The sequence below is a fragment of the Paenibacillus sp. HW567 genome (genome assembly GCF_000374185.1).
Classification (GTDB): Bacteria; Bacillota; Bacilli; order Paenibacillales; family Paenibacillaceae; genus Paenibacillus_AQ.
Genome location: NZ_KB910518.1, coordinates 5,287,012 through 5,311,194, shown reverse-complemented (window position 1 = coordinate 5,311,194; position 24,183 = coordinate 5,287,012). Strand labels below are relative to the sequence as shown.

Below are 24,183 nucleotides of genomic sequence, written 5' to 3'. Positions count from 1 at the left end.
AAAAGTAGGGTCAGCCGGACACATCGATAGTGCTATAATATTTTTTCCAAGTTGTGTTCAATCTCCTCGAATTTCCTGTACTCATGCGGGATATTCAACGAATTCAAATATAAATGTAAAATTTCATTATCACAAAATAATATGTCGGCTGTGCCGATATGAATATCAATTTTTAGTTTGCCGCGAATTTTTTTCGCATTTTTCCGCACCAAGCATAAAATATTGTTTTCCTCCAAATACCATTCTTCTCTCATCATATCTTCGTATAACTCGATGACTTTTTCGGGCGCTACCCCCACAGTGCGGTATTCTTTGAGATAGAGATGGTGATAGGTTCCTGCGTAAGGGGTTACGGAACCAAACAGATCGGGGTGCTTAACTGCATAATAAAACGCCATGTTGCCGCCCATCGAAAACCCTGACAGCATTCTGTTCTCACGGGTTGTGTCTGTTCTGTACTGACCGTCGATATGTGGAATCAGTTCCTTAATAATGATGGATTCAATTTGCAATAAGGCATCGAAATAGTTGTCTTCCGACGAAATGGCGTTGACAAAAACAGTAATGGCTCGTCTGTTTATATAGACCTTTTCTAGCGGCCATATCTCGGAAGATTCGTTGCCCGTCCATCCGTGAATGTGGTATGCAACCGGATATTTTTCACCGCAGTCTTTGTACCCAGGCGGAAGATAGATGTTATACCCTATTTCGTGATTTAATACTTGGCTGTAAAATGTTTCATGAGTAACAAATTGAGGTGATTCTGCTGGTGGGTTTACAAAGTTCATTCAACACTCCTCCGATGCCGACTAATATAAATATTTCTACTATTTGATTATATTACTAGACGGACAGTTTTCAAGTGTAAGGTAGACGGACTCTCCTATCTCAAGATTGTCTGGAAAATAGAGTAGTTATTCTTTTGCCGTTCAGTCATTTGGAATTCAAAACATCTAATCGAATTAATAATTGCATTATTCCACAACAAAACAGGACCTCCTGGCGTAGTTACTATTCTACGATAGGAGGTCTTTTCGTCATTGTCCTTTTTTCTTGGTTCTGCTCACTGTTCTAAGAAGTGGTGTATCCCCTAAATAAACCCGCAAAATAATAAGCAAAACCGTGATAAAATCGGAGAGTTTCCTGTTTTGTAGCAGGGGGTTATTCATTCTGAAGAGCGAAATGATAGTAGAATGCAAAATTTATTTTTTAAATAAGAGGTAAGTAAGTATTTTATGATGCAGAGTTTTTATGGTTCAACTGCTTGCTACTTGTTCAAAGATGACAAAATATTATTCATTAAATTTAGTGAAAAATGGGGACAAATTTATGCTTCGCCGGTTGGGAAAATAGATGATAACGAAACCCCAACTGAATGTATTATTAGAGAGTTTAAAGAAGAAAAAGGGATTTTCTCGAGAGCTTGAAGTAGATAATCAAGTAGGAACATTATCTTGGATTACAAAAGAAGAATCTAGAAATATTAAACAATTTCCAATGAATGGACTTTTTTGATTATTTATTTTGTGAATTTGAAGGAAAATTTTTGTATGATGAAAATGATACGATAGCTCCCGAAAGAGTGAGATCACACCCATATTTTCAATTTTGGTAGTAACACTTATTGGAGCCATAAGGTATGTTAGACACCGAGGAGAGAAATGATATGTTCTAAAATTTACAATAAAATTTATTTATTATACGGATCAGTTTCAAAATAAGGAGTGAATATAAGTGATCCAAAATGAACCTTATGAGTGAAATCTATAATAAAGCGGTTATTCAGTAGTGCAACAAAATATTGGTCTGAATGAGTCGCAGGCCAAACATCTTTTTGAAAAATACTATCGTTCTGTTTACAAGCATTGGGGAATGGAACCCAACGCTGAAGAGTTCGCCGTCAGGCAATAGATGAATTTACTTGTCGGATCGGAATGGGGGTAAAAAGCTTAAGACTATTGACTTAAACTCGAGCTCTATAGATAAAGAGAAATTGATTAGGATAATCATGGAGTTACCAGAAGAAAAGTTGCTACTGGTTCATGAATATGTAATGCACTTATCTGAATGCTGGTGTCATAAGTAGAAGTCAGAGGTTACCATCCATTACTACTCAATTATTAATTTGCCTCTTTGTAATTTCCATAAACGTTATTGCTAACAAATTCCCAAAAACCTGGAACAGATTCAACATCAAATTTATTAATGGCCTCAATCATTTTTAGATTTACCTCTTGTCTTAAGTCATTACGATTTTGTACGCTAGTTTGAGAGAGCGATTTTCGAATTTTGGGATTAAATTTGTGAATAATTTCTTCAATAGCCTCATTGTCTTTTTGCTGTGCTTTTTTCATTAATTCCAGCAAATTACTCATTATTTTTCTTCCTCTCTTGTCATGAATTCCCTTAACTTTTTCAATGCATTTTTTCTTGTTTTAGAGATAGCTTGTTGAGAAATATTCTTTTTTTTAGCGATTTCTGTATCAGAAAGTGAATTAATATATGATTCAACTAAAACTTCCTTTTCTTTCATGGTTAATAACAGCATTCCATTATATAAAAGAGAACTAGAAGCAATACTCTCAAGGTGGGCATCATTTGAAAAACTCTCTTGTGTAGTCATATACTTATCTTCCAAATTCAAAATCATCCTTTTTTCGAGCCTTCTTTCTTTCTTATCAAAATCAATAGAAGAAAAACGAATTAAAGATGAGATATATGTAGTAAATCTAATTTCAAAATAAAATGATTTAAATGCCTCATCTAATCGAATTTTGTTGCTTAAAGAGGGATCAGTAATATTCAACAATAACAATTCGTAATTATTTTTGTCGTTAAGAAAATTCTTGATAATAGGATTCATATTTAAATGCTCAAAAAACTCTTTGTAATCGCCTTCTTTGATTATTTTCATATTTTATCCTTTCCCAATATATAATTATCATATATATATAGTGTTGTTTCTTATTGGAATAACAACCACAATAAGCCTATGATTATAGAACGTATGTTTTTATATTTGATATTATGTATACATAATTTCGATATATTCATGAAAAAAAGCCCAATTAACTACAAAAGTAGCTAATTTAGGCTTTTTTCTTTAATTTCATTTACTAGCATTGGTTAACATTAAAACTACAATTACAAAGATATACTCCTATTTCCTTGTAACAAGATTTTTCTATTTTCTTTAAATGATAAGCGTATTTTTCACAAATTTCTTGATAAAAAATTACATCTTCAGGATCCATAGATTCACAAATTTTGTTGCTCAATTTTAAAAGTTCAATTTTAATTGATTTGTGCCTAATTCTCCAATCATCTAATTTTGTCAAATATATCACTCCTTTAATGTTCTGTTTCTATTAGATCAAAGTGAAATCAATTGCGTTCAATACAACCAAAAAAATATTAAGGGTTGCTATTTTCAAATATTTAACACTTTAGCTATTATTGATTTCAAAATTAGTTTGGGGGTATAGCCAAGCGGGTAAAGCAAAATTCTGCAAAACTTTCATCCCCGGTTCGAATCCGGGTATCCCCAATCCAGAGGTTTGGAAAAGAATATTTTATAAAGAAAAATAGATTCTTTATAGATGGGATGAGAGTCATGGATCAAGAAAACATAGTTTCATTAATAACAAATGTTGGATTTCCTGTTGCACTATGTATTATTCTTCTTCGATGCATATTACAAACTTTGGGAGAGGAACTTGATAAATTAGATGACTCGGTAAACCAACTTATTACAGCAATTAAGAATATAAATAACCATAACAAAACTGATTAATGTAACACATCTCCTGTAATTTGCCTTGTAATCATGTTTCGTTTTTTTCGCTTGATTAATTTCTTCTAGTAGGAAAAGGTAAGAAAAAACAACTATTAGGTTGTTTTTTCTTACCTTTTCCTCACTATATAGTAATAAAAATGAGTAGCTTAAGCTATTCTAAGGAGGATATTTTATGTCTGAGAATGTTGAAGTTGTTGTTTATACGAGTCCTTATTGTAGTTATTGTAATCTTATGAAGATGTGGCTGATAGAAAATGAAATTTCGTACTTAGAAATATCCGTAGATAATATAGTTGATGTTAATCTGAAAAATGAAATTAAATCTGTACCTTATACGTTCATTAAGAAAGGAAATACAATTGAAAAGATAAGAGGATTTAATAAGGAAGAGTTAAAAAATGCTCTGGGATTAAATGCTCCCATAGGTTAAGGTGCGGGGGCGAATTAAATGAGATAATTAGGACATGGAAAGACGGGAACGGTGGAACTCAACTGGATCAAAAGAAAGAATCTCAAGAAGTGCGAAAGCTATGGTGGAGCGCAAAAAAACCGCGATCACGATTAAATGTCGGACAGACTTGTTGACTGTAAATCAAAAAGTGTCTATCGCTTTAACAAAGTGAAGCGAAGGAGTTAATGAAAAATAAGAGTTGTGTAAACATAACGAGAACCCTCTTTAAATTAGAAAGGGGGTTTTTGTTATGGAAAAATTCAACTATGGCATAGAAAAAATTAATGCCCCTAGACTGTGGTCGAAAGGCTATACCGGGAAAGGAGTAGTAGTTGCTGTTATAGACTCTGGCTGCCAAAAGGATCATCCAGATCTAATTAATTCAATTATAGGTGGATATAACTTTTCGGACGATTCTCTTGACCCTTTTGATTATTCAGATCAATTAAGCCATGGTACTCATGTAAGTGGAATAATAGCAGGAACCAATACGAATAAAATGATAGGAGTTGCCCCGGGTGCTAGTCTACTAATTTTAAAAATAATTAATCGAAAAAGAAGAGGTTCATTAAAAGAACTTATAAAAGCTATCAATTTTGCGATTGAATGGGTGGGAGATGGAGGGATCAAAGTGAAAATCATTTCTATTTCTCTTTCTACCATTACGCAAGACCCTGACTTATATAGCGTAATTTCAAAGGCTATTAAGAATAACATTGTTGTAGTTTCTTCTCCGGCAAATCATGGCTTCCCTGGCTTTCCTGCGTTATATCAACAAGTAATATCTGTAGGCTCATATAGTTATAAAACGCAAGGCAAACAACTAGTTGACTTCTTAGCACCGGGCGAGAAAATTTATTCTGCAGTTCCTATGAACTTATATTATCATTTGACGGGAAATTCTATGGCAGCCCCTCATATTAGTGGGGCGATTGCCCTCCTTTTAAATAGATTTGAATTTGAAGTAGGGAGGGCTCCTAGTTTCTATGAAACTTTTTCACTACTTCAGGAAAATACTAAAATATCTACGCAACAATACAAGGAATTATTTTTAAAGTAGTTGTATTATTTGTCTTACTGTTCACTTTCCTAAGTGTTACAAAACAATCCTAGGGAGGAAACGACTATGTTAGCAAAATCGATTAGCAAGAACCTATTAGACGTACTGGTGGAAAAGGCAGAGAAAAATTATCAATTTGTACTGATTAAGAGGTTCATGAAAGAAAAGGAAAACCTTCCAGTAGAAAATCTTTCTGCAGAAGGGTACCAGGTGGAATTTTCAGATAACGACTATATTAACTTCGTTGTATTTACGAATTCAAACAAAGATATCAAGTTGGTGTATCTGGAAACTTTCAAATCTGAAATCGGAGTTCCTATTCCAAGTGTAGTTGGAACTCAGGAAATACAAGAAGAGGCTCATAAATATGAGTATCGTTATGAATTTAATGATCACACAGTAGTAAAATCCCCAAAAATTTTAGCTGACAATGCCCCTACCTTAGAGGTAGAAGAGGAAGGGAGTGTAACTCCTCAAGATAAATGTTCGATACATGGTAACTGGTGTGGTCCAGGTTGTAGCGGTCCTTCTGGGCCGGTAGACAGACTCGACGAATGCTGCATGATTCATGATCAATGCTATGGTGTTTACGGATACTTTACATGCGGTTGTGATCGTAATTTGCTTGCCTGCATTGATTCAATTGGTGGTATTAAAGCGGTCTTAGTTAGAGCTTATTTTACAGGTCAATCAACATGGGTTTGTGTTTTCTGATAAAGTAGTATTTTAAATGAATTTCTTTAATATAATTGGACGGCATAGCCGTCCTTTGCTTTGTGAGCTAATCCAATAGAAAAACAGAAATATCATGTTATGGGGCAAAATGTGTCATGGTATAAAAAAAGTAAAATAACTCCAATAAATTAATTCCTATCCCCAAAAGAGCAATATTTCTATTTTTTTTATTCTTAAGGCCCATTAGTCCAAAAACTAATCCTATAGGGCTAATAAAAACGATAGAAAAAAAGCCGATACCACCTCCAAACGAACCAGGTGCTATAGCATAGTAATCTAAAATAAAAAGTAAAACTACAGTAACACCAAATATAACGGAATAAATTGAATATGGTTGATTTGCTCTTCTTTTTATACTCATTTCATCATCGCCCTCCATATATTTATATATTATGCTAATGATAATACAAAAATGTATTGTATGTAAAATAAAACCAAAAATTCCGAGTCAAGTTTACGTTAGAGGAGCTCTGTAGATATTCAAGTATTAAACTCCGAATGGCAGTCCCTCACATTAGTGGAGTGATTACCCTCCTTATAATAGATTTGAATCGGAAGTAGGAAGGACTTCTAGTTATTTAGAGAATTACTCAAATTACTAATTTATTGATCAAACAGTAGTGAAATTCCCAAGAATTTTAGCTGACAACGCCCCAAACTTAGAATTAGAAGAGGAAGGCCCTGTAACTCCCCAAGATCAAAGCTATGACATTTACGAATACTTTGCATGCAATTGTGATCGTAATTTAATCGCATGCCTTGATTCAGTTGGTGGTACTGCATCAATTCTTATTAAGGCTTATTTTCGAGCTCAATCAACACTTGTCTGCGTTTTTTAGGAAAGGATAATTGCTATTAAAATCTATTTAATGTAATATTAAGGATGTAATAAAATAAAAAGGAGGAAATAATAGTGATTAAAAAAATTATGAAAGCAACCACTCTCACTGCCTTAACTGTTCTGACTTTAAGTACTTCTGCATTTGCTGACAGTAGTATTATTTCACCTAAAAAAAACAGTACTAATGAACAATCGATAGTTAGCCCGTTAAGGATGGATGCACCTGTGAGGGTTTTCCTAGAATCAATTCCCGCTAGCAACACTAACACCCCATACTATACATCAACCTTCACTCTTGCAAACCAATATAATGTATACGACGCTGTTAAGTTTACTCTAAGTATGGCGAGTACAGGTCAATACAAAGTGACTTTAGAGCGAGTAAGCAATTTTGGTGGCTTTATGGTCGTAGAGGTAAAAGATAATGTAAGCTCTTATTTCACTTCTCAATTTAACGTTATGGATCAAATATCGACATATCGACTTAAAGTAGAACAATTATATAGCGCTACTCGATCATCAGGCACAATTGATGTCTATAAATTCTAGAAAAATACTTACAAATAAAGGACGAATAATATTCGTCCTTTATTTGTAAGTAAATCCAAAGACGAACAAACCCCAAAGGGTAGTGGCTTTAAAGATTTTTTACACAAGGTAGTTATAACATATGATTTTTAGTGGTTTTTTATCTCGAAAAAAGGATACTTTACAGAAAATAATGCTATTTGTAAATCAAATCATAAATATTTATTAGACGACTCTGTTAATGTTCAACTTTGTGAGGGGACTTCAATAAGAAATGGTTTCTGTAAATCTATTGATAATAATTTTATTGTGAGAACAGGTATAAACATCATCGTAATATGTGATGGGTTAATGTATTCAAAACATTGATGTGAAATTAATGTAAAACATCAACGAAAACGATCCGAATGAGCCCATACTGAACGAATAGAATTGGTGAAAAGCCCATCAAATCAAGGTTTCTACGGATTGCAACAGCCCACATCCTAGTGTTACATGTTCCCGCATACGATGCATGTGGAGTCGGTGGCTTTACTGGAGCTGAAATAATACAGAATGATATTCCTTTATGCAAGGCCCTGGGCCTCAATAAGAGGACATGACTAATAGACCGCCCCCCTTTGCCGGGAGGGCGGTCTATTGGAGTTACTGGACAGCAGCGCTGCGATAAGCGAACCAAAGATTAGCATAAGCATCATTACTGATGTTCTCGCGGTCTTAATCAATTCAGACAGCAAGAATGGATGGCCCTTCTCCTATTGCGCCTGTCCTTTATTGAAGATGCCATTCGGAACACAGTCTACAATCTTTGCAGGAGTGTAGTATAGTAATCGTTACCGTTTCGCTTATCCAGTTTGTCCGCTGTAGCGAGAGCGGCTTGCTGGAAATGTCTCGCAAGCGACGCTACCTCCCCGGACTGGTGCTCACACGGGTGCCCTGCCGGAAGCTTGACCTGAAACCGGATGGATTCTACCGCCAGTTGGCGGAATAGCTTGGCTGAATAAGCGTTGAATATCATCCGGTCAACCGGGTTCTCATGATCGAGAGAGGAGGCAATATACTCTTCGAAGACCTCCAGCGCCTTGATTGGGTCGGTCAAAGTCAGGTAACCAATGTGCTCTCCCTGGTGATATAGAAAGTCGCGGTTTCCCTTTACCAATTTGTACCCTTTCTTTTGAAGCTTATCCGCTTCCTTCTGACGGCCGAGCCGCAGGAGGGGGAACAGCACCTTAGTGATGGTCACATGCGGCACCTCGCCGCAGCTCATTTTACCTTTAAGAATCGGCTCGGCTGCCTTCACGGCTGCTTCGTCGTCTCCCCGCTTCGCCAGAAACTCGACAAGGTGGTGCTGCTCACAGGCCGGACAATCGCTCATCTCATCCCGATCCATGGCCTGCACAATGTCCCATTCTGCTTGAGAGACGTTCAGCTCCCCTAATTCCGCGAAGATGTGCGCCCGATAGTAGTGATAGGTACGGCTGTTGTAGCCCTCGGCCGCAAAGCGTGTCTTCATGTCCTCCAGCAGGTTCTCAATCTGGACGCGGCTAATATCTGCAAAAGCAGTGATGCGATCCAGAACCCACTTATAGGACCACAGCAGGCTGTAATAATCAAACCGGTCCGGATTTTTGTCATATTGTCCCAGTTGCCAGGAAAAGGCCACCAGCGCCTTCATCGGATAGCCGTAGAAGCTGCCCGTCTCTACGATTTCGCTGCGGGCCTCATAGCCCTGATCGAGATCTCCTGCGGCATCTGCTACCCGTACCGCCTGCTCCAGCAGCTCCAGCTTAGCCTTTCCTCCTGGCAGTTCATAGGCTTCTTCCATTAAATCTTCGAAACTCATCTCGGTTAGATTCATCTATTCGTGTCCTCCTGTGGAATGAATGGCCGTCATACCCCAATCAATAAATTGAATAATGCCTTTGTTCAAAAGCCCGATCTCCTGCTGGTTCATCGGATAATGTCCCATCATCAGCGCATTGCAGTACAGCATCTCGACAATGGACGGCAGCATCGCCCGGTGTGCCGAACGAAATGCCCGCTCAATGACGGGATTATCCAGGTTGAAGTAGAGCGTTGAGTATGCCGCATTCTCTAGCGTAGTACCCAGACTGCCCAGCACGGAGGACAGGGCGTCGGTGCTCACTTCTTTGGCCGCCTCCATAACACGCCACTGAGCGGACTCCTGGGACAGTGTGTATAGCACAGGAATCTCCTCTGGCTTGAAGCGGCGCAGTTGCACCTGGCAGCGGAATTTCTGCAGCACACTGTCTGCCAATCTTACAGATTCATAGTAGTCCAGCCGCTCCTGAGGTGTAATATCGGTAAAGGATAACGAGACCTCCTCAGGCAGCAACCGTTCAGTCTGCACATCCGGGTCAATTAGCGGCAGCAGAGACAGTAGCTCGGCATCATAAATATAACCGCCATTCACCACCAGCATGGATTGGGCCGAAGCCACATGGGTAATCTGGCGGTACTCGTCCAGAGTAGCCGTAAAGTAAAGGGGAGGCTGCTGCTTCAACTCGCCAAGCGGCTTCCTGCCAAAGGTGCTCTCAAACGGGAGCCACTCGTGAATAATGGAGTAGAATGCCGAATCTTCCACCGCGAGGGCTTTCATGGATAAGGCATGCAGGGAAATGATGGATTGCAGGCGATCCGGATCGTACTCCGCCATCCGCATCAATTCCTGGCGAATGGTGTTCCCGAGCTCTTCCCGCACCTGCTCCAACTGGACGTTCTCATAGAAATGCTCCCGGGAAGCGGTCGGCTGCAGCTCATCGGTCCAGATCATGCATTTGACGAAGAACGCCCAGTCCGGCAGGATATTACTGGCGGCTTCGGAGACCAGCATGTGCTTCAAGTACACCCGGTGATTGCGTTTGGCGCTCAGGTTCACCGCCTGCGGCAGGATAAAGGCGATGCCGCCCGTCCGGCCCGAGGAGGTGTGCAGAGGAATGAAATCGCGGAACGTCTCGCCAAGCACCTGCTTGCCAAAGGCCAGCACCTCCCCTTGATGCTTCCGGGCCAGTTGCGGATCTTTAACCCAAGGCGGGGAGAGCGGATTAATTAAGCGATTGTTTCCATCGGACACCAATTGAATGGGATAAGGCAACAGAGCTCCATAATGAAACAGCCATTCTTGCAGATTGTCTTCCTCGAAGTAAGACTCGGAGCCTTCTTTGCAACGCAAAAAAACCTTGGTTCCAGGAGCATACACCCCTTCGAGCTTGCGAATTGTATAGGTTCCGTCCGGCTTCCCGCGCCATTCCAGTGCAGGTCCGCCCTTAGCAGATTGTGTGACCATGACGATATCGTCACTTACCATGAAGCAAGACAAAAGTCCAATGCCAAACCGTCCGATAAAAGAGGTGTTGGTCTGGAGAAAGTCTTCACCCCGCTTGGAGGATTGTCCGATCATCGCCAGAAACTCATGGATTTCCGCCTCGTTTAACCCGATTCCGTTATCTTCTACCAATAAGGTAGCTCCAGTGGAGGTCCCGCTTATTTCGACATGAATCTTGCCTTCGTATCCACCTTGAGAATAATCCTGCCGTGCAGTAATTGCGTCTATACCATTTTGCAGCAGCTCCCTGAGGAATACCTTCGGACTGCTATACAAATGGTTAGACAAAATGTTGATCATACCGCTTAAGTTGACCTGAAAGCGATATGTATCCTGGTTTGGATTCTCCATTCTTGTTCTCCTATCTTGTACTATTTATTTTTCTTGTGCTCCATGCCAACAACAGACCGTTTGTAAGCGAATGCTGCACTATGTATTACCCAAATGCTTCTTTTCCAGAAACAGATATTTCCAAACCGCGCGTTTTCCAGGAAATGATACGATGGACAACGAAATTTTGCTTGACTTGGAAAAGTCCGAGGGGAAATTAATATACCAGCACATCCGCATCAGGTACGGACTTGTTCAGCACGGAGCAGGCATATTTTGTACAAATGGTGAGCGCACCGGTCATGGATAACAAACCTCCCAGTAGTTGAGCTTAGGTTTTGAATGAAGCCGTCCAGCCCAATATAAAAAGTTGATGTTATTAAAATAGAGGCGTTCATTAAGGCCACGCCGAAGCCCGCCGTCTCCGTAAGGCTGGTGCTGCTGCTCGTTATGGCAGGCGCCGCCTGTACTTTTTTCTATTACCGCATGGGTTCTCCTCAGCAAAAAAAACAGAGGCCAATCTGCCTCTGCGGAAATTGCCAGAAAGTGAGGTTCTGCTCTCCTTATGAGTCCGTACCGGACCTTCATTTGTTGAATAAGCTGCCGCTGAGCCGAGGCTCCCCGTTCATTGTTAATGGATGTGTTGATTGTGCTTACTCCACACATGTGGGATCGGTGGCTTTGCTTGAACGTGGCTAAGCTCGTTGCAAATCAAGGATGAAAGAAGACATCTGGTTTAGAGTGCCCCCTTAGAATAGACATTGGAAAAACTCATGGGTAATCCGAAGCATTCTAAGGGGTTGAAGGCTTCGTGATATGCAGTTCAGTGTTCCCAAATGCCATCGTAAGACGGGGCAAAGGTATGCCTAACTTTTTTGCTTCTCTCACAACTTCAAGTACCGCAAAGCCTGCTTTACTATTGTTGTATTCCACAAAAAGTCGCGGTAAGCTGCCTTTTGCAAAAATAACCTTGTTAAAAAGTATGCCGAGAAGTGCTGGTGGAATTTTAGTCAACAAGAGAGAAATGGCATCAGGCTTTGCACCTCTTGCTTTAAGTACAGGGATCATTTCCCTCATATTCAACCCAACATTTGCAAATGAGTCCCTATGGTTCATGAGTGCTGGAAAGCTTCCCCGTTTTAACACCTCGGTTTCCATAGCTGCATTCATGGCAAAGTGATTCCACAGCCAGTTTTGCATATCCTTTACCCAACTAATTTTAAAATGGGCACTTTCAAAACAATCTTTGACCAATTGGTTAGTATGCTCAGTGCCTGCCCGCGGTTTTTCAAGAAATATCATTTTCAAAAAGCCGCCTCTAAGCCTATTGTCCGCTATGCCGCCTCCTGCTCCGGGGAAGCCAAAGACAACATTGTTCATTGATAATGGTGCGATAGATGATTTCAAATCTTGCCAAAGGTTATTGAATATGAGGATAGGGGTCTTTCCTGCAGCAGTGGATAGGAATTGTGCGGCTTCCGGAAGTTGTTCCGTGTTGACGCTGGCGATAATGAGATCATAATCTGGAAGCAACTCCTCATGTAGTTTGACGTTCCAGCTTTCTTGTATCAGCTTTTTCCCTTTTCGTGCGTCCCACATTTCAAGCTCTATAGTGCTTCCGAAGGTTTCTTTTCTCCCCTTTCTAACGTAAAACTCAACTGTGTGCCCTGCCTGTTCAAAAGCCCAAGCATATTGGGTCGATATTACACCTCTACCGAAGAATAAAATTCTCATATTAGCCTCCCAAAAATAATTGATAATCCTTGTTGATGATCAAACAACGTGTTGTATAATGATATTGTATGTATTCACTATACTGTCATCAACCATCAGATTTTTAATATCTGTCGGATAATGTATTGAACAGAAAATGGAGGAAAATAATGAACAAGCAACCTGAAATTACGGACAAAACCAGGCAAACATTTATAAATGTGTTCTGTGATTTATATAGCCACAAACCCATTGAGAAAATATCTATTCAAGAGATTGCTAACAAGTCAGGATATAACCGCAGTACATTTTATCAATACTTTACAGATATCTATGAGCTGTTGGACTATGTTGAAGAGAGTATTCTGAAATCCATTAACGAGGAAATGGCAAGCAGGGAGCTTTCTACGCATACTTTCCAAGATGCACTTCAATGCTTGGAAAATACAGAAGAAATTTCAGTCCTAAAAGCCCTCTTGGGTGACTATGGTTCTGTTCATTTTGTTGAACGTCTGAAAAGAGAAATTCCCTTTGAGAGATTGATTGTGGACCTTCCAACAAATGATATCTTAACGCCATACCTGATTGAGTTCTATATATCAACATTAATATCTTTGTTTCGCCTTTGGATACGCAATGACAAAGATTTATCGTCGGAAGAATTGGTCAAGCTGATAGATAGCCTATTCGCAAATGGGATAACACCGTTTCATATCTTTGGCCCGGTCAATAAACAGTAAAAGCGGATCAAGATGGGATTATATACACTATCCGACATCCTTTGAGTGAGGCACTAGAGAGTGCAACATCCAAGTTGAAAATGTATTCGAATCAGGAGCAGGAATGGTTACTAAGCCATCATGTAGCCGGATTTGAAGTAATCAAAGACCGTGAGCAAGGGCGTGTGTATGGAAGAGAAGGCGGACTTGAATACTTACAGGCAAAGGTAATGGAATTCGAGGATGGACGGAAGGCTTGGACTCTATCAGAACATTCTGGTATTTGAGGTTAATGAAGATACAGCGAAGGTATGCATATATGGGATTAAGCACAAGCGCGAGAATAGTTACTGGTAGCGAGGCGGAAGATAATGATCGGATATGTAAAAGACTCCACCTCCGCGGCGGTGCTGGTGAGGGAGTAAAGAATAGACAGTTTATTCCCAATAGGGTATACCGTTGAAGAGGAACGATTCATTGTTTACATAGGAATTAAATTCTCTACTGGCTAATTTACCAATATGGCCTGGTAACCATTCCTGCGAGTCTGGTAGACCCAGCCAAAAATTCATGGTTTCAAGTTGCCCTGCAATAAAAAAACCTTCTAATAGCTCAATATAGTGATCTGGTAACGAATGATATTGAGAATATGATTTAAGTAGCTGGTCTCTGAATGAAGGATGAATATATGAAAACGTCCAGCCAAGATCAAATAAATAAAAACCAAAACCACAAGCACCAAAATCGATGGGTCTCGCTTCTTTTCCATGAAACACAAAATTACTTGGAATCAAATCGGCATGAATCATTCCCCAATTGCTGGATGTTATTTCAATAGAATTCATCATTTTAATGACTCGTTGACCTGCATTCTGAAGAAGTTCTGTATCATCTGCATTAAGCAACCCTGCATTAGCTTGCTCTTTAAGCTTGCCAAGTGATTGCAATATACGGGAGCCATCAAATGTAGGACGTTCAAATAAACTTGGGATTTTCCAATTCGATGATTGTTTATGTAATTTACCTATCATCTCGCCTATGTATTCAGCATCATCTAATGTAGTAATGAATGGCTTCTGCTCACCTTCGACCCATTTTACTAAAGTGCATTGTGTGCTGTTTACGTCTGTAATGAATTCCCCGTGGATATTCTTAATTGGTGAAGGTAGAGTTAAATCTGTATCCAAAGTTAAGGAGTGAAGCCAAACCATTTCTGAACGAATCACTTCCTGTTCTGTCCAAACACTTTCAAGGGTTTCGCTTTTTGATATATGTAAGCGAAGACTATAGCAGTTGCTTTCCAGGTCAGTTATTTTATAGATCGTATTCGCACTTTGCCCAATAAAATCAATCGATTTACAACTTATTGAGTAGTTATTTAATGCTTCCTTTGCGATACTCAAATTTTTATTCAAATCCAAATCTCTCCTTGTTACATTGTATAGAATTATAATAACGCATTTATTTATTGAAAATATGTAATAGTTGATTATATTTGTTTTTAACTGCTTAGTTCTTGTTCAAAGGGTAAATACAGCCACAGCTTAGTTTATTCTACCGTCAGCACTCATCCCATGTGGAGTCGGTGGCGTATCCTCTTCTTTGAATTTATCGGGTGAGTATGCTACTCTCGGGGTTATGATATACTTTGCTTTATATTGCATAGAGAGGTTTTTGATATGACAAACAATTTTTGGCGTGAATTACCACGGCCGTTTTTTATACTGGCGCCTATGGAGGATGTGACGGATGTTGTCTTTCGCCATGTCGTAAGTAGAGCGGGCAGACCGGATGTGTTTTTTACGGAGTTTGCGAATTCAGAGAGTTATTGTCACCCGGAGGGCAACCATGCTGTGCGCGGGCGTTTGGCTTTTACAGAGGATGAACAGCCCATTGTAGCTCATATCTGGGGAGATAAGCCGGAATACTTCCGTCAAATGAGCATCGGTATGGCCAAAGAAGGCTTCAAAGGCATTGATATTAATATGGGTTGTCCTGTAGCAAATGTAGCAGAGAACGGGAAAGGAAGCGGCCTGATCTGCCGTCCCGAACTCGCAGCGGAAATCATTCAGGCCGCCAAAGCCGGGGGACTGCCCGTCAGTGTAAAAACAAGGCTCGGATTCAGTGACATAGACGAATGGCGCGGCTGGTTAACCCATATTTTGCAGCAGGACATTGTGAATCTGTCCATTCATCTGCGTACACGCGAGGAAATGAGCAAGGTAGATGCTCACTGGGAACTGATCCCGGAGATTAAAAAGCTGCGTGATGAGGTGGCCCCCGATACACTGCTGACCATTAACGGGGATATCCCAGACCGTCAGACTGGCCTGAGACTCGCAGAAAAGTACGGTGTGGATGGTATTATGATTGGGCGCGGTATTTTTCAGAATCCGTTTGCCTTTGAGAAGGAGCCGAAGGAACACAGTAGTAGCGAATTGCTTGATCTGCTGCGGTTGCATCTGGACCTTTATGATAAATACTCAGTACAGGCACCACGTTCGTTCAGCCCACTTCAACGATTCTTTAAAATATATGTCCGCGGATTCCGAGGGGCAAGTGAATTAAGAAATACCTTAATGAACACGAAGTCAACAAGTGAAGTGCGTGCGCTGCTTGATGAGTTTGGAAGCAAGGAGCCTGATGGGGCGGAGGAGCGTGGGGAGTAAGCTGCCAAGATTGAGGATCGGATGAATGGGGAGGGGGCAAACCCGGAGCCAGCAAGCCTTTCCTCTGTTTTTAGATGGAGGGGATTACATGTCCTGGAGCAAATTGAAGCAACAACTGGAGAGCTTTCTCTGTCCTGCGTTAAATGGAAGGGTAGAATACCGCGCACCCGGTTACCGTTATCTGCCTGATAAATCAGGGATTTGTTATATTACGGTAGATAAAAAGAACGTGCTCAATATGAGTGATAAAACGAACCCGATCAGATGGTATCAAACAGAACTGGAAATTAAGAATGATCCAGGTATCCAAATTCCTGTCAGCAATGATGAAATTGAAGCGGTCAGAAAAGCTACCAAAGGACCAGTGCCAGAGGATCGCCTAATAGTGATGGCCCGAAGCAGAAAAAGTACAGAACATGCAAAAGAACTTTTGGCAGCACAGGCTGCATTAAGCAAATCGAATTTTATCGTTGACGCTAATAAGTTTCTAACGACTTCTATAGAGAAAAGTTTAGAGAGCGATGAAATCTTAATGAATATACTGGCGCTGCTGGACAAGAGGGTTGGGAAACAGCGGATTTTAAAAATGTCGGATAAGATGGAGTTAAAGCATCCGATTGTGCGGTATTTTTATGAGTTGCGGTGTGGTACGTTGTGAAGTACGATACCTGGGAATGATCACCCTCTCTTCACTGAGAGGGCATTTCTGTTTGTCTAGGCTAGCCAGGGCAGTACACATCTTTTCGGCAACTATAAAAGAAAATTCTGTGATAGAAAGAGGGAGAAGGCGGATGAATAGAATAACCTCTCATAATTGTAATCTGAATATATGGGGTTATCTACCTGATGAAGAATGGGATAAGGTTGCTAATATATATAAGTTCATGCCTGGTTGGATAGGGTATAAAGACGGGATTCCATATTGGTTTGGGCAGGAAAATGATGATGTTTTTATTGAGGCATCCGTTGAGCCGAGCGGATTATCGTTTTATGCACAGATGAATAAGAGCGATTGGGATTCTTGGATAGCAAGGTTTAAATTAGAAGCAACCAAAGTATTGGGGTTTGAGGTTGGTGAACCTGAGGATGGGTATGTGTAGTATAAAATTACAGGAGAAATAAATGGCATTAGAACATAAGTTTTATCTCACTCCTATTACAATTGATGTTGAGCACTTTTGGATGAATATAGAGAATAATTCTGAGGTTATTGATAGTGTGGTAATACATGATGACATTATTCTGTATGTTAGTGATACATTGAAATGGATTCCAAGTAGAAATCCAGCTTTACATGAGGCACCAATGGGAGCAGGGATAAACTATCATGGCGTGACTCTTTTTGATCAGAATTCGGCGATAACCTTAAAAAGCATATTCTCCTCTTGGAGAGACTTATTTCTAAACTCACCGCTAGCAGTAGAGCTTACTGGAGAATTTGTTAGGGTTGAAGGTGCGGGGCAATTGGGTCATTATGAACAGTTAGTTTATAATCGGCATGAAATCATTAAGCAATTTGAAAAGATAATTTCATTTGCTGATAGATTGTTTGAAGGTGGATTTTATTTGTACCATTGTGGAATTTAGAGCTTTGCTTTCTGTTGCGTTATGGGAAGATGGAGGATCGGCTGAATGGAGAGGGGAGAGCCCGGAGCCAACAAGCCTTTCCTCTGTTTTGTTATGGAGGGGGATTACATGTCCTGAAGCAAATTGAAGCAACAACTGGAGGGCTTTTTCTGTCCTGCGCTAAATGGAAGGGTAGAATATCGCGCACCAGGTTACCGTTATCTGCCTGATAAATCAGGTATTTGTTATATCTCGGTAGATAAAAAGAACGTGCTCAATATGAGTGATAAAACTAACTCTATCAGATGGTATCAAACGGAGCTAGAAATTAAGAATGATCCAGATATCCAAATTCCTATCAGCAGTGATGAAATTGAAGCGGTCAGACAAGCCACCAAGGGGCAAGTGCCGGAGGATCGTCTAATAGTAATGGCCAGAAGCAGAAAAAGTACAGAGCATGCAAAAGAGCTTTTAGCAGCACAGGCTTCATTAAGTAAATCGAATTTTATTGTAGTGGCTAATAAGTTCTTAACGACGCCTATAGAGGAGAGTATGGAGAGCGAGGAGATTCTGTTGAATGTTCTGGCTTTGGTGGATAGAAGGGTTGGGAAAAAGTGGATTCTGAGCATGTCTGAGAAGATGAGGTTAAAGCATCCGGTTGTGCGGTATTTTTATGAGTTGCGGTGCAAACTATGATGGAATGAATAACTTTCACTTGTGTTTGAGGAGGGGGTACCCCCATCGGGGTTATTCCAGTGGCTATGTTCCCGCATGCGGCGCATGTGGAGTCGGTAATATTGATGGTTCGAAATGAGAAGTGACAGATTCGCTTAAGAAAGTAGTAAGACAAGCAAACCATACATGTTGAGAGTGTAGCATGGATATCTAGGGTAAAAGAGTCAGGGCTTAAAAGTCTTATAGGTAAGGTGTTTTGAGGTTTACGGGTTGGAATCCGGTGGCTCTAAAATCCCTTTATTATTACCGTAGAAGCATGTCCAAGTTGCAGGGGGAAGCGTACAGAGTGAATTAGATGTCAGTTGTTAGTGAGAAAGCAGTTTAGATATCAGTCCTTAAATGAGAGAGCAGATATATAGCGGGCATGATAAGCTAGATAGCAATGCGGAATCCTTACCTATCATAGCTTTCGTGAGGCCTCACGTCCCCAAAGACTTCGTGTTAAATCTCGCTATTATCCTAATTATTGTTAATCCCCCTATATTGTATTAGCGAAGAGCCACTACGAAGAAGAGTAAAACCATTTGGTAAAGTATAGGGGACTTATGGCTGAAATCTTGCGTCCTAACTTCAATAGATGAGTCGCGCTATGGAAGTGCCTTATATTTCTTTTACAAGTGACAAGAAAGCCCAAAACAATCATGACTTTTGCCGCATTCCCAACATGAAAGTGGAGTTTAGTGGGGCACGTTCTCCTACATACTGCATTGCTAGAGTTAATATAAGAATTAGAACCCTTGAAAATCGCCCCAAATGGTGGTTCAAGGGTTTTTCTCGTTTAGAGACTGTTGGATTTGATTGTGATGGGAAGAACCGTTTTTTTTGTTATTGAAGCCGTCTATAGAAACAGAATGACATTAAGAGGGAGTGGAGTTTTACGGAGATGGTTTAGCAATTTGGCGGGAGGAGAATCTTTTTGCGGCAGAGTGAAATAAAAACTTGGCTTGTAGATTAGTTCTGTAGGATCTTATTGAATTAAATATGAAATATAAAAGTATTTCATATTATCGTTTGACAAGATAAACACAAAGTGATTTAATGTGTAATATAGAAATATTTCGAAAAATTATATCAGGGGTTTGGGGGTGGTTTATTTGGAGAAAAGAGGATTAAAGGAGTTCGTAACATTCGTTCCTGGAATAAATCCAACAAGGGCGCAAAAACAGTTTGGAATTCAAGCAATAAACTATTATGACCAGTCGTCTTTTGAAGCTGATTATAATCATAAAGATGTATTTGTTAAATATGCGGAAAAATCTTTATCTCTAAATAACCCATCGTTAAATGAGGGTGATGTTGTTATCAGTAACTCATTACAACTTGCAACGATGGTCGGTAAAAATAATGTTGGTAAAGTGTTGTCTCTCAATTTCATGAAAATCGAGTTTGATAAAGAACAACTTGATAAGAGATATTTTCTTTTCTTATTTAATGCTTATAAAGATGTGAGGCGACAAAAAGAAAGGGAGTTGCAGGGGAGTGGCCCTGTTCTAAGAATTCCACTTCGTTCTCTGGAGGAGATTATTATTCCCGTTGTTCCTCTTGAGGAGCAACAAAAAATAGGTGCGATTTATGTAGAAACATTGAAGCTACAAAGTAAGCTAAACAAATACGCAGACTTGATTGGACAGTTTACAAGCTCAATCATAGAAGAAACCTTAGAGGGGGAGTAATCAAATGAATAGTCAATCGGAGTTGGAATTCGAAAATGAAGTCATCGATTATTTGACTAAAATCGGTGGAGTAAAACAATGGGAATATAAAACAGACATCAAAACCACCGAACAACTCTGGGATAACTTTAAAATGATCCTAGAACAAAACAATCGCGCTCGTTTAGATGAACCATTGTCTGTTACTGAATTTAACCAGGTAAAAAAAATCATTACTGGTATCGAATCACCTTACCATGCAGGACAATTTTTGTATGGTGTTAACGGTGTTTCTGAAATTGAAGTTGATCTAGATAATGGTAAGCATGTGTTTTTAACAGTATTCGACCAAGCCCAAGTAGGTGGGGGGAACACTGTTTATCAAGTGGTAAATCAAATTAAACGGCCAAAAGTTATGGATGGTAAGCCTAACCGTCGATTTGATGTAACTTTACTCATTAATGGTTTGCCAATTATTCAAATTGAATTAAAGAAGGCACTTAACAGCACTACAGCATCCTTGAACCAGATGGAACAGTACATTGCTGAAAAACAATACAGCGGTATCTTTTCAACTTTACAGATTCTAATCGCGATGACACCGTTTGATATTCGTTACATGGCAAATACGCCACTTAAAAGCTTTAATCGAGCTTTCGCATTCAACTGGCAAAATGAAGATGATGCGCGCCCTATTCGTTCATGGAAGACGTTTGCGGATAAAGCATTGTCAATTCCAATGGCTCATGATTTAGCAACACGCTACATGGTACTTGATGGAACTAAAAACAAAGAAAGTATCAAAGTCATGCGTCCTTATCAAGTCTATGCCACAAAGCGTGTGCTTGATAAAGTTAGAAAATTTGACTTCAAATACGATGATGGGAAATTAGGATACATTTGGCACACTACGGGTTCAGGTAAGACAATCACAAGTTTTAAGACAGCTTGGCTTGCAAGTCGTCTATCTAATGTAGATAAAGTTATCTTCTTGGTTGACCGTATTGCGCTTACCAACCAAACAGCTGATGCCTATAAAGCCTATGATCCTGTTGCGGGATTTGAAGGAAAAACTGGTGTTGTGGGAGATACAGCTAATATCTCAGACCTTCATCGCAAATTAACGAAGAAGAGCGATAAGAACATCATTGTGACAAGTATTCAAAAGATGTCGCGTTATGTGGCGCGAGATAGCTTCAAGCCACTTAATGAAAGTATACTTTTTATCGTTGATGAAGCCCACCGTTCAACTGGTGACGGTACTGAAAATGAAGGTATGCTTGAAACGATCCGAAAAGCTATTCCTAATTCTGCTTGGGTTGGTTATACTGGGACACCAAAATTCCCCGGAACACGAGAAATTTTTGGTGATATTCTACATGCTTACACCATCAAGGAAGCTATTGCAGATAAAAACGTCTTAGGGTTTAACGTTGAATTCAAGGAAACGATTGAGGCTCCTAAAGATCCGACCGAAGATGATATCGACGATAATGTTCGTGGAAGTGTCTACGACTATAGTCCGGAACATGTGAAATTGGTAGTGAACGACATCTTCGAAAACTGGAAAAAACGTTCAAATGATCACAAGTATAATGCCTTGTTTACAGTCCATGTTGGAGGTAACAAAGCAAGTACACCAAGAGCGATGGAATACTTCGATAAGTTTGTTGAAGAAAATGCGAACCGTCCAGCAGATAAACGATTAAAAGTTGCAGTGAGTTTCTCGGCAGATACTTCCAATAGTATTCATCAATTGAAAACGAACGAGAACTTGCATAGAGCTATCACAGTTTATAACGCAATGTTTGGCACAGCTTTTGATATGACGACAGTTAAAGCTTACACAGAAGACTTAGCACGACGTCTTAACAAAACAGCTGATGATGGTAAGTATTTAGATTTGGTTATTGTAGTTGATCAACTTTTGACCGGTTTTGATGCCCCTGAAATGAATACGCTCTATATTGACCGAACGCTTAAGGGTGGGAACCTGATTCAGGCATACTCACGTACAAACCGAATGCATAACCTAGTCGATAAGCCTTGGGGAAATGTCGTTAATTATCGTTGGCCAGAGCAAAACGAGTATGAAATGAATAAGGCTTTTGCTATCTATTCAAATCGTGCATCTGCTGACGAACAGCTTTCACTTGAAGATTTGAAAGAAGGTAACGAAGCGTCGGGTATCATTTCTAAACCGTTCAGCAAGGTTCAAGCTGAGATGCAAGAAGTCATCAAGAAGCTTGGGGCGCTCACAGATGATTTTGTGCAATTACCACCAAGTGAAAAAGCACAAGATGAAGTCTTTGAGAATTTGAAAGAGTATAATCGCTTACTTAGTCAATTGAAACAATATACAGAAGATGATGACAAAAATTCTATTTCTGCCTATGATAACCCTGAAGAGTTCTATGAACGTTTAGGTATTACTGAAGAGCAGGAAGTAATTTTAACAACTGTAATCGCCGGTGAGTTGAAGGAACGACGTGCGAAGCGAGAAGACATTGATATTTCGCAAGTCAATCTCTCTATGGTTCATATTCACGATGTTACCATCAACTATGATTACTTAATTGATTTGATAGCTCGAATGGCTGACGAAGTTCACGTGAACGATATGTCGAAAGCGGAAAAAACACGTGATGAAATCCATATTGAAATTGCTAAGTCAGATAATGAAAGAGAAAAATCTAAGATGCGCAACTTTGTATCTAAAATATTCTCAAAAGAATTTGAATTTGATCATTATCCAGCACCTCGAAGTGTTGAAAAAATGAATCAAGCGATGGACAAAGCACAAAAGGATACTAATATCCAACTTCTAACGAACTTCATCCGCACTTGGGGACTTGATAACAGTACAAAACCTAAGGAACTTGAAAGCTTGATTAAAAAACACCGTCTAGGTCAAGAGGATATGGATAAACAAGGTGAGTTAACAGCGATTATGAATGATGCAAGAGCTGATTATAAAGAAATTGCAGCTGAAAAGATTGCAGAATTAACTTGGGTACGATATCGCATTGAATTCCGTAAAGCATTTTACGAAATGGCTGACGAAATTAAGAAGGGAGAATAGTCAAGTGAAAAAATTAAGCAGACTACAAAAAGGAGAACAGAATGAATTTATACACAGAACGCCATGGATTAAGAAAACCAATTGTAAGTACGAGTGAAATTTCAAAAGAAGTTTATACTTTGCTATTAAATACATGTCAAGAATATTATAAGAACCTAACACATATCTTCAAACTTCAGCAGCATTGTTCTTTTGTGGATCAGTATTATATTGAATTTGACCGTAGTCAATTTGAAAATAGAATGGCAATAAAAATTCCTAATATTCTCAGGGATGATTATGGTCATATAGCTGCTCCACAATATGATGATGATTATGACCAATATTCATTAATTGACCTTATAGAATATGTTGCTGAAAATATAAAGGATATTTCTGAAGGATGGAATAATGATCGTTACAAAAATTATTGGGATATACGTTGTTTGGATACAACAAAAGTTTTTGATGATTATCGAAATGAAATAAACGAAATATTTTAAGAGTCGGGGTTGTTGTTTACATTAACCCACGGAAAACTTATTGAGCGTATAGTAGAAAACAACCCGCTTTCACCTGCAATAGAGACACAGGTACAGCAAATTGCTGAATATGGGACAAGAGAACTGCTAAAAGATGCAATTGCACTATACAAAACACCAAATCCAGCAGCTCGCCAAGATTCAGTTGAGAAAATATGGGGCGCCCTTGAGCGCCTGAAAACTTATTATACTAATCTTGACAAACGTGGCTCTGCAAACAAAGTGGTAAATGATATGAGTAACGGGAAGTCAGAATTTATCACAATTTTTGATGATGAATTTAGGGCACTAACGGACATTGGTAATAGTTTTAGAATCCGTCATCATGAGGCAAATAAAATTGATATTACAGATAATCGCCACTATGATTACTTTTTTAACCGCTGCTTGTCGTTAATTGCTCTAGCAATTCAATATTTAAAATAAAAGGAGATTAGAA

At 39.4% G+C, this 24,183-nt stretch carries 24 protein-coding genes, 1 tRNA gene and 1 pseudogene; 17 read left to right on the top strand and 9 right to left on the bottom strand.

All coding sequences use genetic code 11. From position 1 onward, the window contains the following. Positions 1-32: 32 nt before the first annotated feature. Complete coding sequence (locus B212_RS0123560; protein WP_019913618.1) at positions 33-788, bottom strand: alpha/beta hydrolase; 756 nt, start codon at positions 786-788, stop codon at positions 33-35. 447 nt (positions 789-1,235) lie between these two features. Here B212_RS0123560 and B212_RS0123555 point away from each other — a divergent pair, with 447 nt between their 5' ends. Then, complete coding sequence (locus B212_RS0123555; protein ID WP_019913617.1) at positions 1,236-1,427, top strand: NUDIX domain-containing protein; 192 nt, start codon at positions 1,236-1,238, stop codon at positions 1,425-1,427. Positions 1,428-2,120: 693 nt separating this feature from the next. Here B212_RS0123555 and B212_RS0123550 read toward each other — a convergent pair. From B212_RS0123550 to B212_RS34725, 3 genes are all read right to left on the bottom strand, one after another. Continuing rightward, positions 2,121-2,375: a helix-turn-helix domain-containing protein gene (locus tag B212_RS0123550; protein ID WP_019913616.1), complete on the bottom strand. Its 255-nt coding sequence runs from the start codon at positions 2,373-2,375 to the stop codon at positions 2,121-2,123. Then, positions 2,375-2,914 (bottom strand): sigma-70 family RNA polymerase sigma factor, encoded by a 540-nt coding sequence (locus B212_RS32290; RefSeq protein ID WP_019913614.1) that lies wholly within the window; start codon positions 2,912-2,914, stop codon positions 2,375-2,377. The genes B212_RS0123550 and B212_RS32290 overlap by 1 nt, the downstream gene beginning before the upstream one ends. Positions 2,915-3,116: 202 nt before the next feature. Then, a complete protein-coding gene (locus B212_RS34725; RefSeq protein WP_156830197.1) occupies positions 3,117-3,338 on the bottom strand; it encodes a hypothetical protein in 222 nt (73 codons plus the stop codon). Positions 3,339-3,475: 137 nt separating this feature from the next. Between B212_RS34725 and B212_RS0123540 the strand changes: the two genes are divergently transcribed. From B212_RS0123540 to B212_RS34720, 4 genes are all read left to right on the top strand, one after another. Beyond that, positions 3,476-3,547: transfer RNA gene (locus B212_RS0123540), tRNA-Cys, on the top strand. A 421-nt stretch (positions 3,548-3,968) separates the two neighbouring features. Beyond that, positions 3,969-4,226, top strand: coding sequence for a glutaredoxin family protein (locus B212_RS0123535; RefSeq protein WP_019913613.1), 258 nt, complete (start codon positions 3,969-3,971; stop codon positions 4,224-4,226). A gap of 271 nt (positions 4,227-4,497) precedes the next feature. Beyond that, positions 4,498-5,307, top strand: coding sequence for a S8 family serine peptidase (locus B212_RS32280; RefSeq protein ID WP_019913612.1), 810 nt, complete (start codon positions 4,498-4,500; stop codon positions 5,305-5,307). Between the two features lie 66 nt (positions 5,308-5,373). After that, complete coding sequence (locus tag B212_RS34720; RefSeq protein WP_019913611.1) at positions 5,374-6,021, top strand: hypothetical protein; 648 nt, start codon at positions 5,374-5,376, stop codon at positions 6,019-6,021. A gap of 97 nt (positions 6,022-6,118) precedes the next feature. Here the strand turns inward: B212_RS34720 and B212_RS0123520 are convergent, their stop codons facing one another. Further along, positions 6,119-6,403 carry a hypothetical protein gene (locus B212_RS0123520; RefSeq protein WP_019913610.1) on the bottom strand — a complete coding sequence of 95 codons (285 nt, stop codon included), beginning with the start codon at positions 6,401-6,403 and terminating at the stop codon, positions 6,119-6,121. A 552-nt stretch (positions 6,404-6,955) separates the two neighbouring features. Between B212_RS0123520 and B212_RS0123515 the strand changes: the two genes are divergently transcribed. Next, a complete protein-coding gene (locus tag B212_RS0123515; RefSeq protein WP_019913609.1) occupies positions 6,956-7,432 on the top strand; it encodes a hypothetical protein in 477 nt (158 codons plus the stop codon). A gap of 778 nt (positions 7,433-8,210) precedes the next feature. On the opposite strand, the gene B212_RS0123510 is transcribed toward B212_RS0123515, so the two are convergent. The 3 genes from B212_RS0123510 to B212_RS0123490 form a co-directional block, all read right to left on the bottom strand. After that, positions 8,211-9,269, bottom strand: coding sequence for a hypothetical protein (locus tag B212_RS0123510; RefSeq protein WP_019913607.1), 1,059 nt, complete (start codon positions 9,267-9,269; stop codon positions 8,211-8,213). Further along, positions 9,270-11,108 (bottom strand): HSP90 family protein, encoded by a 1,839-nt coding sequence (locus B212_RS0123505; RefSeq protein ID WP_019913606.1) that lies wholly within the window; start codon positions 11,106-11,108, stop codon positions 9,270-9,272. A gap of 771 nt (positions 11,109-11,879) precedes the next feature. Then, on the bottom strand, positions 11,880-12,821 hold the full coding sequence (locus B212_RS0123490; RefSeq protein WP_019913604.1) for a ketopantoate reductase family protein: 942 nt from the start codon (positions 12,819-12,821) through the stop codon (positions 11,880-11,882). 149 nt (positions 12,822-12,970) lie between these two features. Between B212_RS0123490 and B212_RS0123485 the strand changes: the two genes are divergently transcribed. Continuing rightward, entirely contained in the window at positions 12,971-13,540 is a 570-nt protein-coding gene (locus tag B212_RS0123485) for a TetR/AcrR family transcriptional regulator (RefSeq protein WP_019913603.1), read from the top strand. Positions 13,541-13,578: 38 nt separating this feature from the next. After that, positions 13,579-13,683: pseudogene (locus tag B212_RS35820) on the top strand (DNA-binding transcriptional regulator); the annotation flags it as partial. A 273-nt stretch (positions 13,684-13,956) separates the two neighbouring features. Here B212_RS35820 and B212_RS0123475 read toward each other — a convergent pair. After that, positions 13,957-14,934, bottom strand: a complete 978-nt coding sequence (locus B212_RS0123475) for a phosphotransferase enzyme family protein (RefSeq protein WP_019913600.1) — start codon at positions 14,932-14,934, stop codon at positions 13,957-13,959. 264 nt (positions 14,935-15,198) lie between these two features. Here B212_RS0123475 and B212_RS0123470 point away from each other — a divergent pair, with 264 nt between their 5' ends. From B212_RS0123470 to B212_RS35540, 9 genes are all read left to right on the top strand, one after another. Continuing rightward, on the top strand, positions 15,199-16,188 hold the full coding sequence (locus tag B212_RS0123470; RefSeq protein WP_019913599.1) for a tRNA dihydrouridine synthase: 990 nt from the start codon (positions 15,199-15,201) through the stop codon (positions 16,186-16,188). 88 nt (positions 16,189-16,276) lie between these two features. Further along, positions 16,277-16,846: an SF0329 family protein gene (locus tag B212_RS0123465; RefSeq protein ID WP_019913598.1), complete on the top strand. Its 570-nt coding sequence runs from the start codon at positions 16,277-16,279 to the stop codon at positions 16,844-16,846. Positions 16,847-16,979: 133 nt separating this feature from the next. Beyond that, positions 16,980-17,288: a hypothetical protein gene (locus B212_RS0123460; protein WP_019913597.1), complete on the top strand. Its 309-nt coding sequence runs from the start codon at positions 16,980-16,982 to the stop codon at positions 17,286-17,288. 22 nt (positions 17,289-17,310) lie between these two features. Continuing rightward, positions 17,311-17,775 carry a hypothetical protein gene (locus B212_RS33385; RefSeq protein ID WP_019913596.1) on the top strand — a complete coding sequence of 155 codons (465 nt, stop codon included), beginning with the start codon at positions 17,311-17,313 and terminating at the stop codon, positions 17,773-17,775. A gap of 123 nt (positions 17,776-17,898) precedes the next feature. Continuing rightward, on the top strand, positions 17,899-18,450 hold the full coding sequence (locus tag B212_RS0123450; protein ID WP_019913595.1) for an SF0329 family protein: 552 nt from the start codon (positions 17,899-17,901) through the stop codon (positions 18,448-18,450). 1,133 nt (positions 18,451-19,583) lie between these two features. Next, the gene (locus B212_RS0123445; protein WP_019913594.1) at positions 19,584-20,162 is read left to right on the top strand and encodes a restriction endonuclease subunit S; all 579 of its coding nucleotides are present in this window, start codon (positions 19,584-19,586) and stop codon (positions 20,160-20,162) included. A gap of 4 nt (positions 20,163-20,166) precedes the next feature. Then, positions 20,167-23,223, top strand: a complete 3,057-nt coding sequence (locus B212_RS0123440) for a type I restriction endonuclease subunit R (protein WP_019913593.1) — start codon at positions 20,167-20,169, stop codon at positions 23,221-23,223. 41 nt (positions 23,224-23,264) lie between these two features. After that, positions 23,265-23,705 (top strand): hypothetical protein, encoded by a 441-nt coding sequence (locus B212_RS35545; RefSeq protein ID WP_019913592.1) that lies wholly within the window; start codon positions 23,265-23,267, stop codon positions 23,703-23,705. Between the two features lie 12 nt (positions 23,706-23,717). Continuing rightward, a complete protein-coding gene (locus B212_RS35540; RefSeq protein ID WP_019913591.1) occupies positions 23,718-24,170 on the top strand; it encodes a hypothetical protein in 453 nt (150 codons plus the stop codon). Positions 24,171-24,183 lie beyond the last annotated feature (13 nt).

What these genes read in the sequence shown, in the direction of transcription:
- B212_RS0123470 (WP_019913599.1), top strand. Translation starts at nt 15,199, where the DNA reads ATGACAAACAATTTTTGGCGTGAATTACCACGGCCGTTTTTTATACTG.
- B212_RS33385 (WP_019913596.1), top strand. Translation starts at nt 17,311, where the DNA reads ATGGCATTAGAACATAAGTTTTATCTCACTCCTATTACAATTGATGTT.
- B212_RS0123485 (WP_019913603.1), top strand. Translation starts at nt 12,971, where the DNA reads ATGAACAAGCAACCTGAAATTACGGACAAAACCAGGCAAACATTTATA.
- B212_RS0123550 (WP_019913616.1), bottom strand. Translation starts at nt 2,375, where the DNA reads ATGAGTAATTTGCTGGAATTAATGAAAAAAGCACAGCAAAAAGACAAT.
- B212_RS35545 (WP_019913592.1), top strand. Translation starts at nt 23,265, where the DNA reads ATGAATTTATACACAGAACGCCATGGATTAAGAAAACCAATTGTAAGT.
- B212_RS0123465 (WP_019913598.1), top strand. Translation starts at nt 16,277, where the DNA reads ATGTCCTGGAGCAAATTGAAGCAACAACTGGAGAGCTTTCTCTGTCCT.
- B212_RS0123560 (WP_019913618.1), bottom strand. Translation starts at nt 788, where the DNA reads ATGAACTTTGTAAACCCACCAGCAGAATCACCTCAATTTGTTACTCAT.
- B212_RS0123555 (WP_019913617.1), top strand. Translation starts at nt 1,236, where the DNA reads ATGATGCAGAGTTTTTATGGTTCAACTGCTTGCTACTTGTTCAAAGAT.
- B212_RS34720 (WP_019913611.1), top strand. Translation starts at nt 5,374, where the DNA reads ATGTTAGCAAAATCGATTAGCAAGAACCTATTAGACGTACTGGTGGAA.
- B212_RS0123510 (WP_019913607.1), bottom strand. Translation starts at nt 9,269, where the DNA reads ATGAATCTAACCGAGATGAGTTTCGAAGATTTAATGGAAGAAGCCTAT.
- B212_RS32290 (WP_019913614.1), bottom strand. Translation starts at nt 2,914, where the DNA reads ATGAAAATAATCAAAGAAGGCGATTACAAAGAGTTTTTTGAGCATTTA.
- B212_RS0123460 (WP_019913597.1), top strand. Translation starts at nt 16,980, where the DNA reads ATGAATAGAATAACCTCTCATAATTGTAATCTGAATATATGGGGTTAT.
- B212_RS0123505 (WP_019913606.1), bottom strand. Translation starts at nt 11,108, where the DNA reads ATGGAGAATCCAAACCAGGATACATATCGCTTTCAGGTCAACTTAAGC.
- B212_RS0123535 (WP_019913613.1), top strand. Translation starts at nt 3,969, where the DNA reads ATGTCTGAGAATGTTGAAGTTGTTGTTTATACGAGTCCTTATTGTAGT.
- B212_RS0123520 (WP_019913610.1), bottom strand. Translation starts at nt 6,403, where the DNA reads ATGAGTATAAAAAGAAGAGCAAATCAACCATATTCAATTTATTCCGTT.
- B212_RS0123440 (WP_019913593.1), top strand. Translation starts at nt 20,167, where the DNA reads ATGAATAGTCAATCGGAGTTGGAATTCGAAAATGAAGTCATCGATTAT.
- B212_RS0123490 (WP_019913604.1), bottom strand. Translation starts at nt 12,821, where the DNA reads ATGAGAATTTTATTCTTCGGTAGAGGTGTAATATCGACCCAATATGCT.
- B212_RS32280 (WP_019913612.1), top strand. Translation starts at nt 4,498, where the DNA reads ATGGAAAAATTCAACTATGGCATAGAAAAAATTAATGCCCCTAGACTG.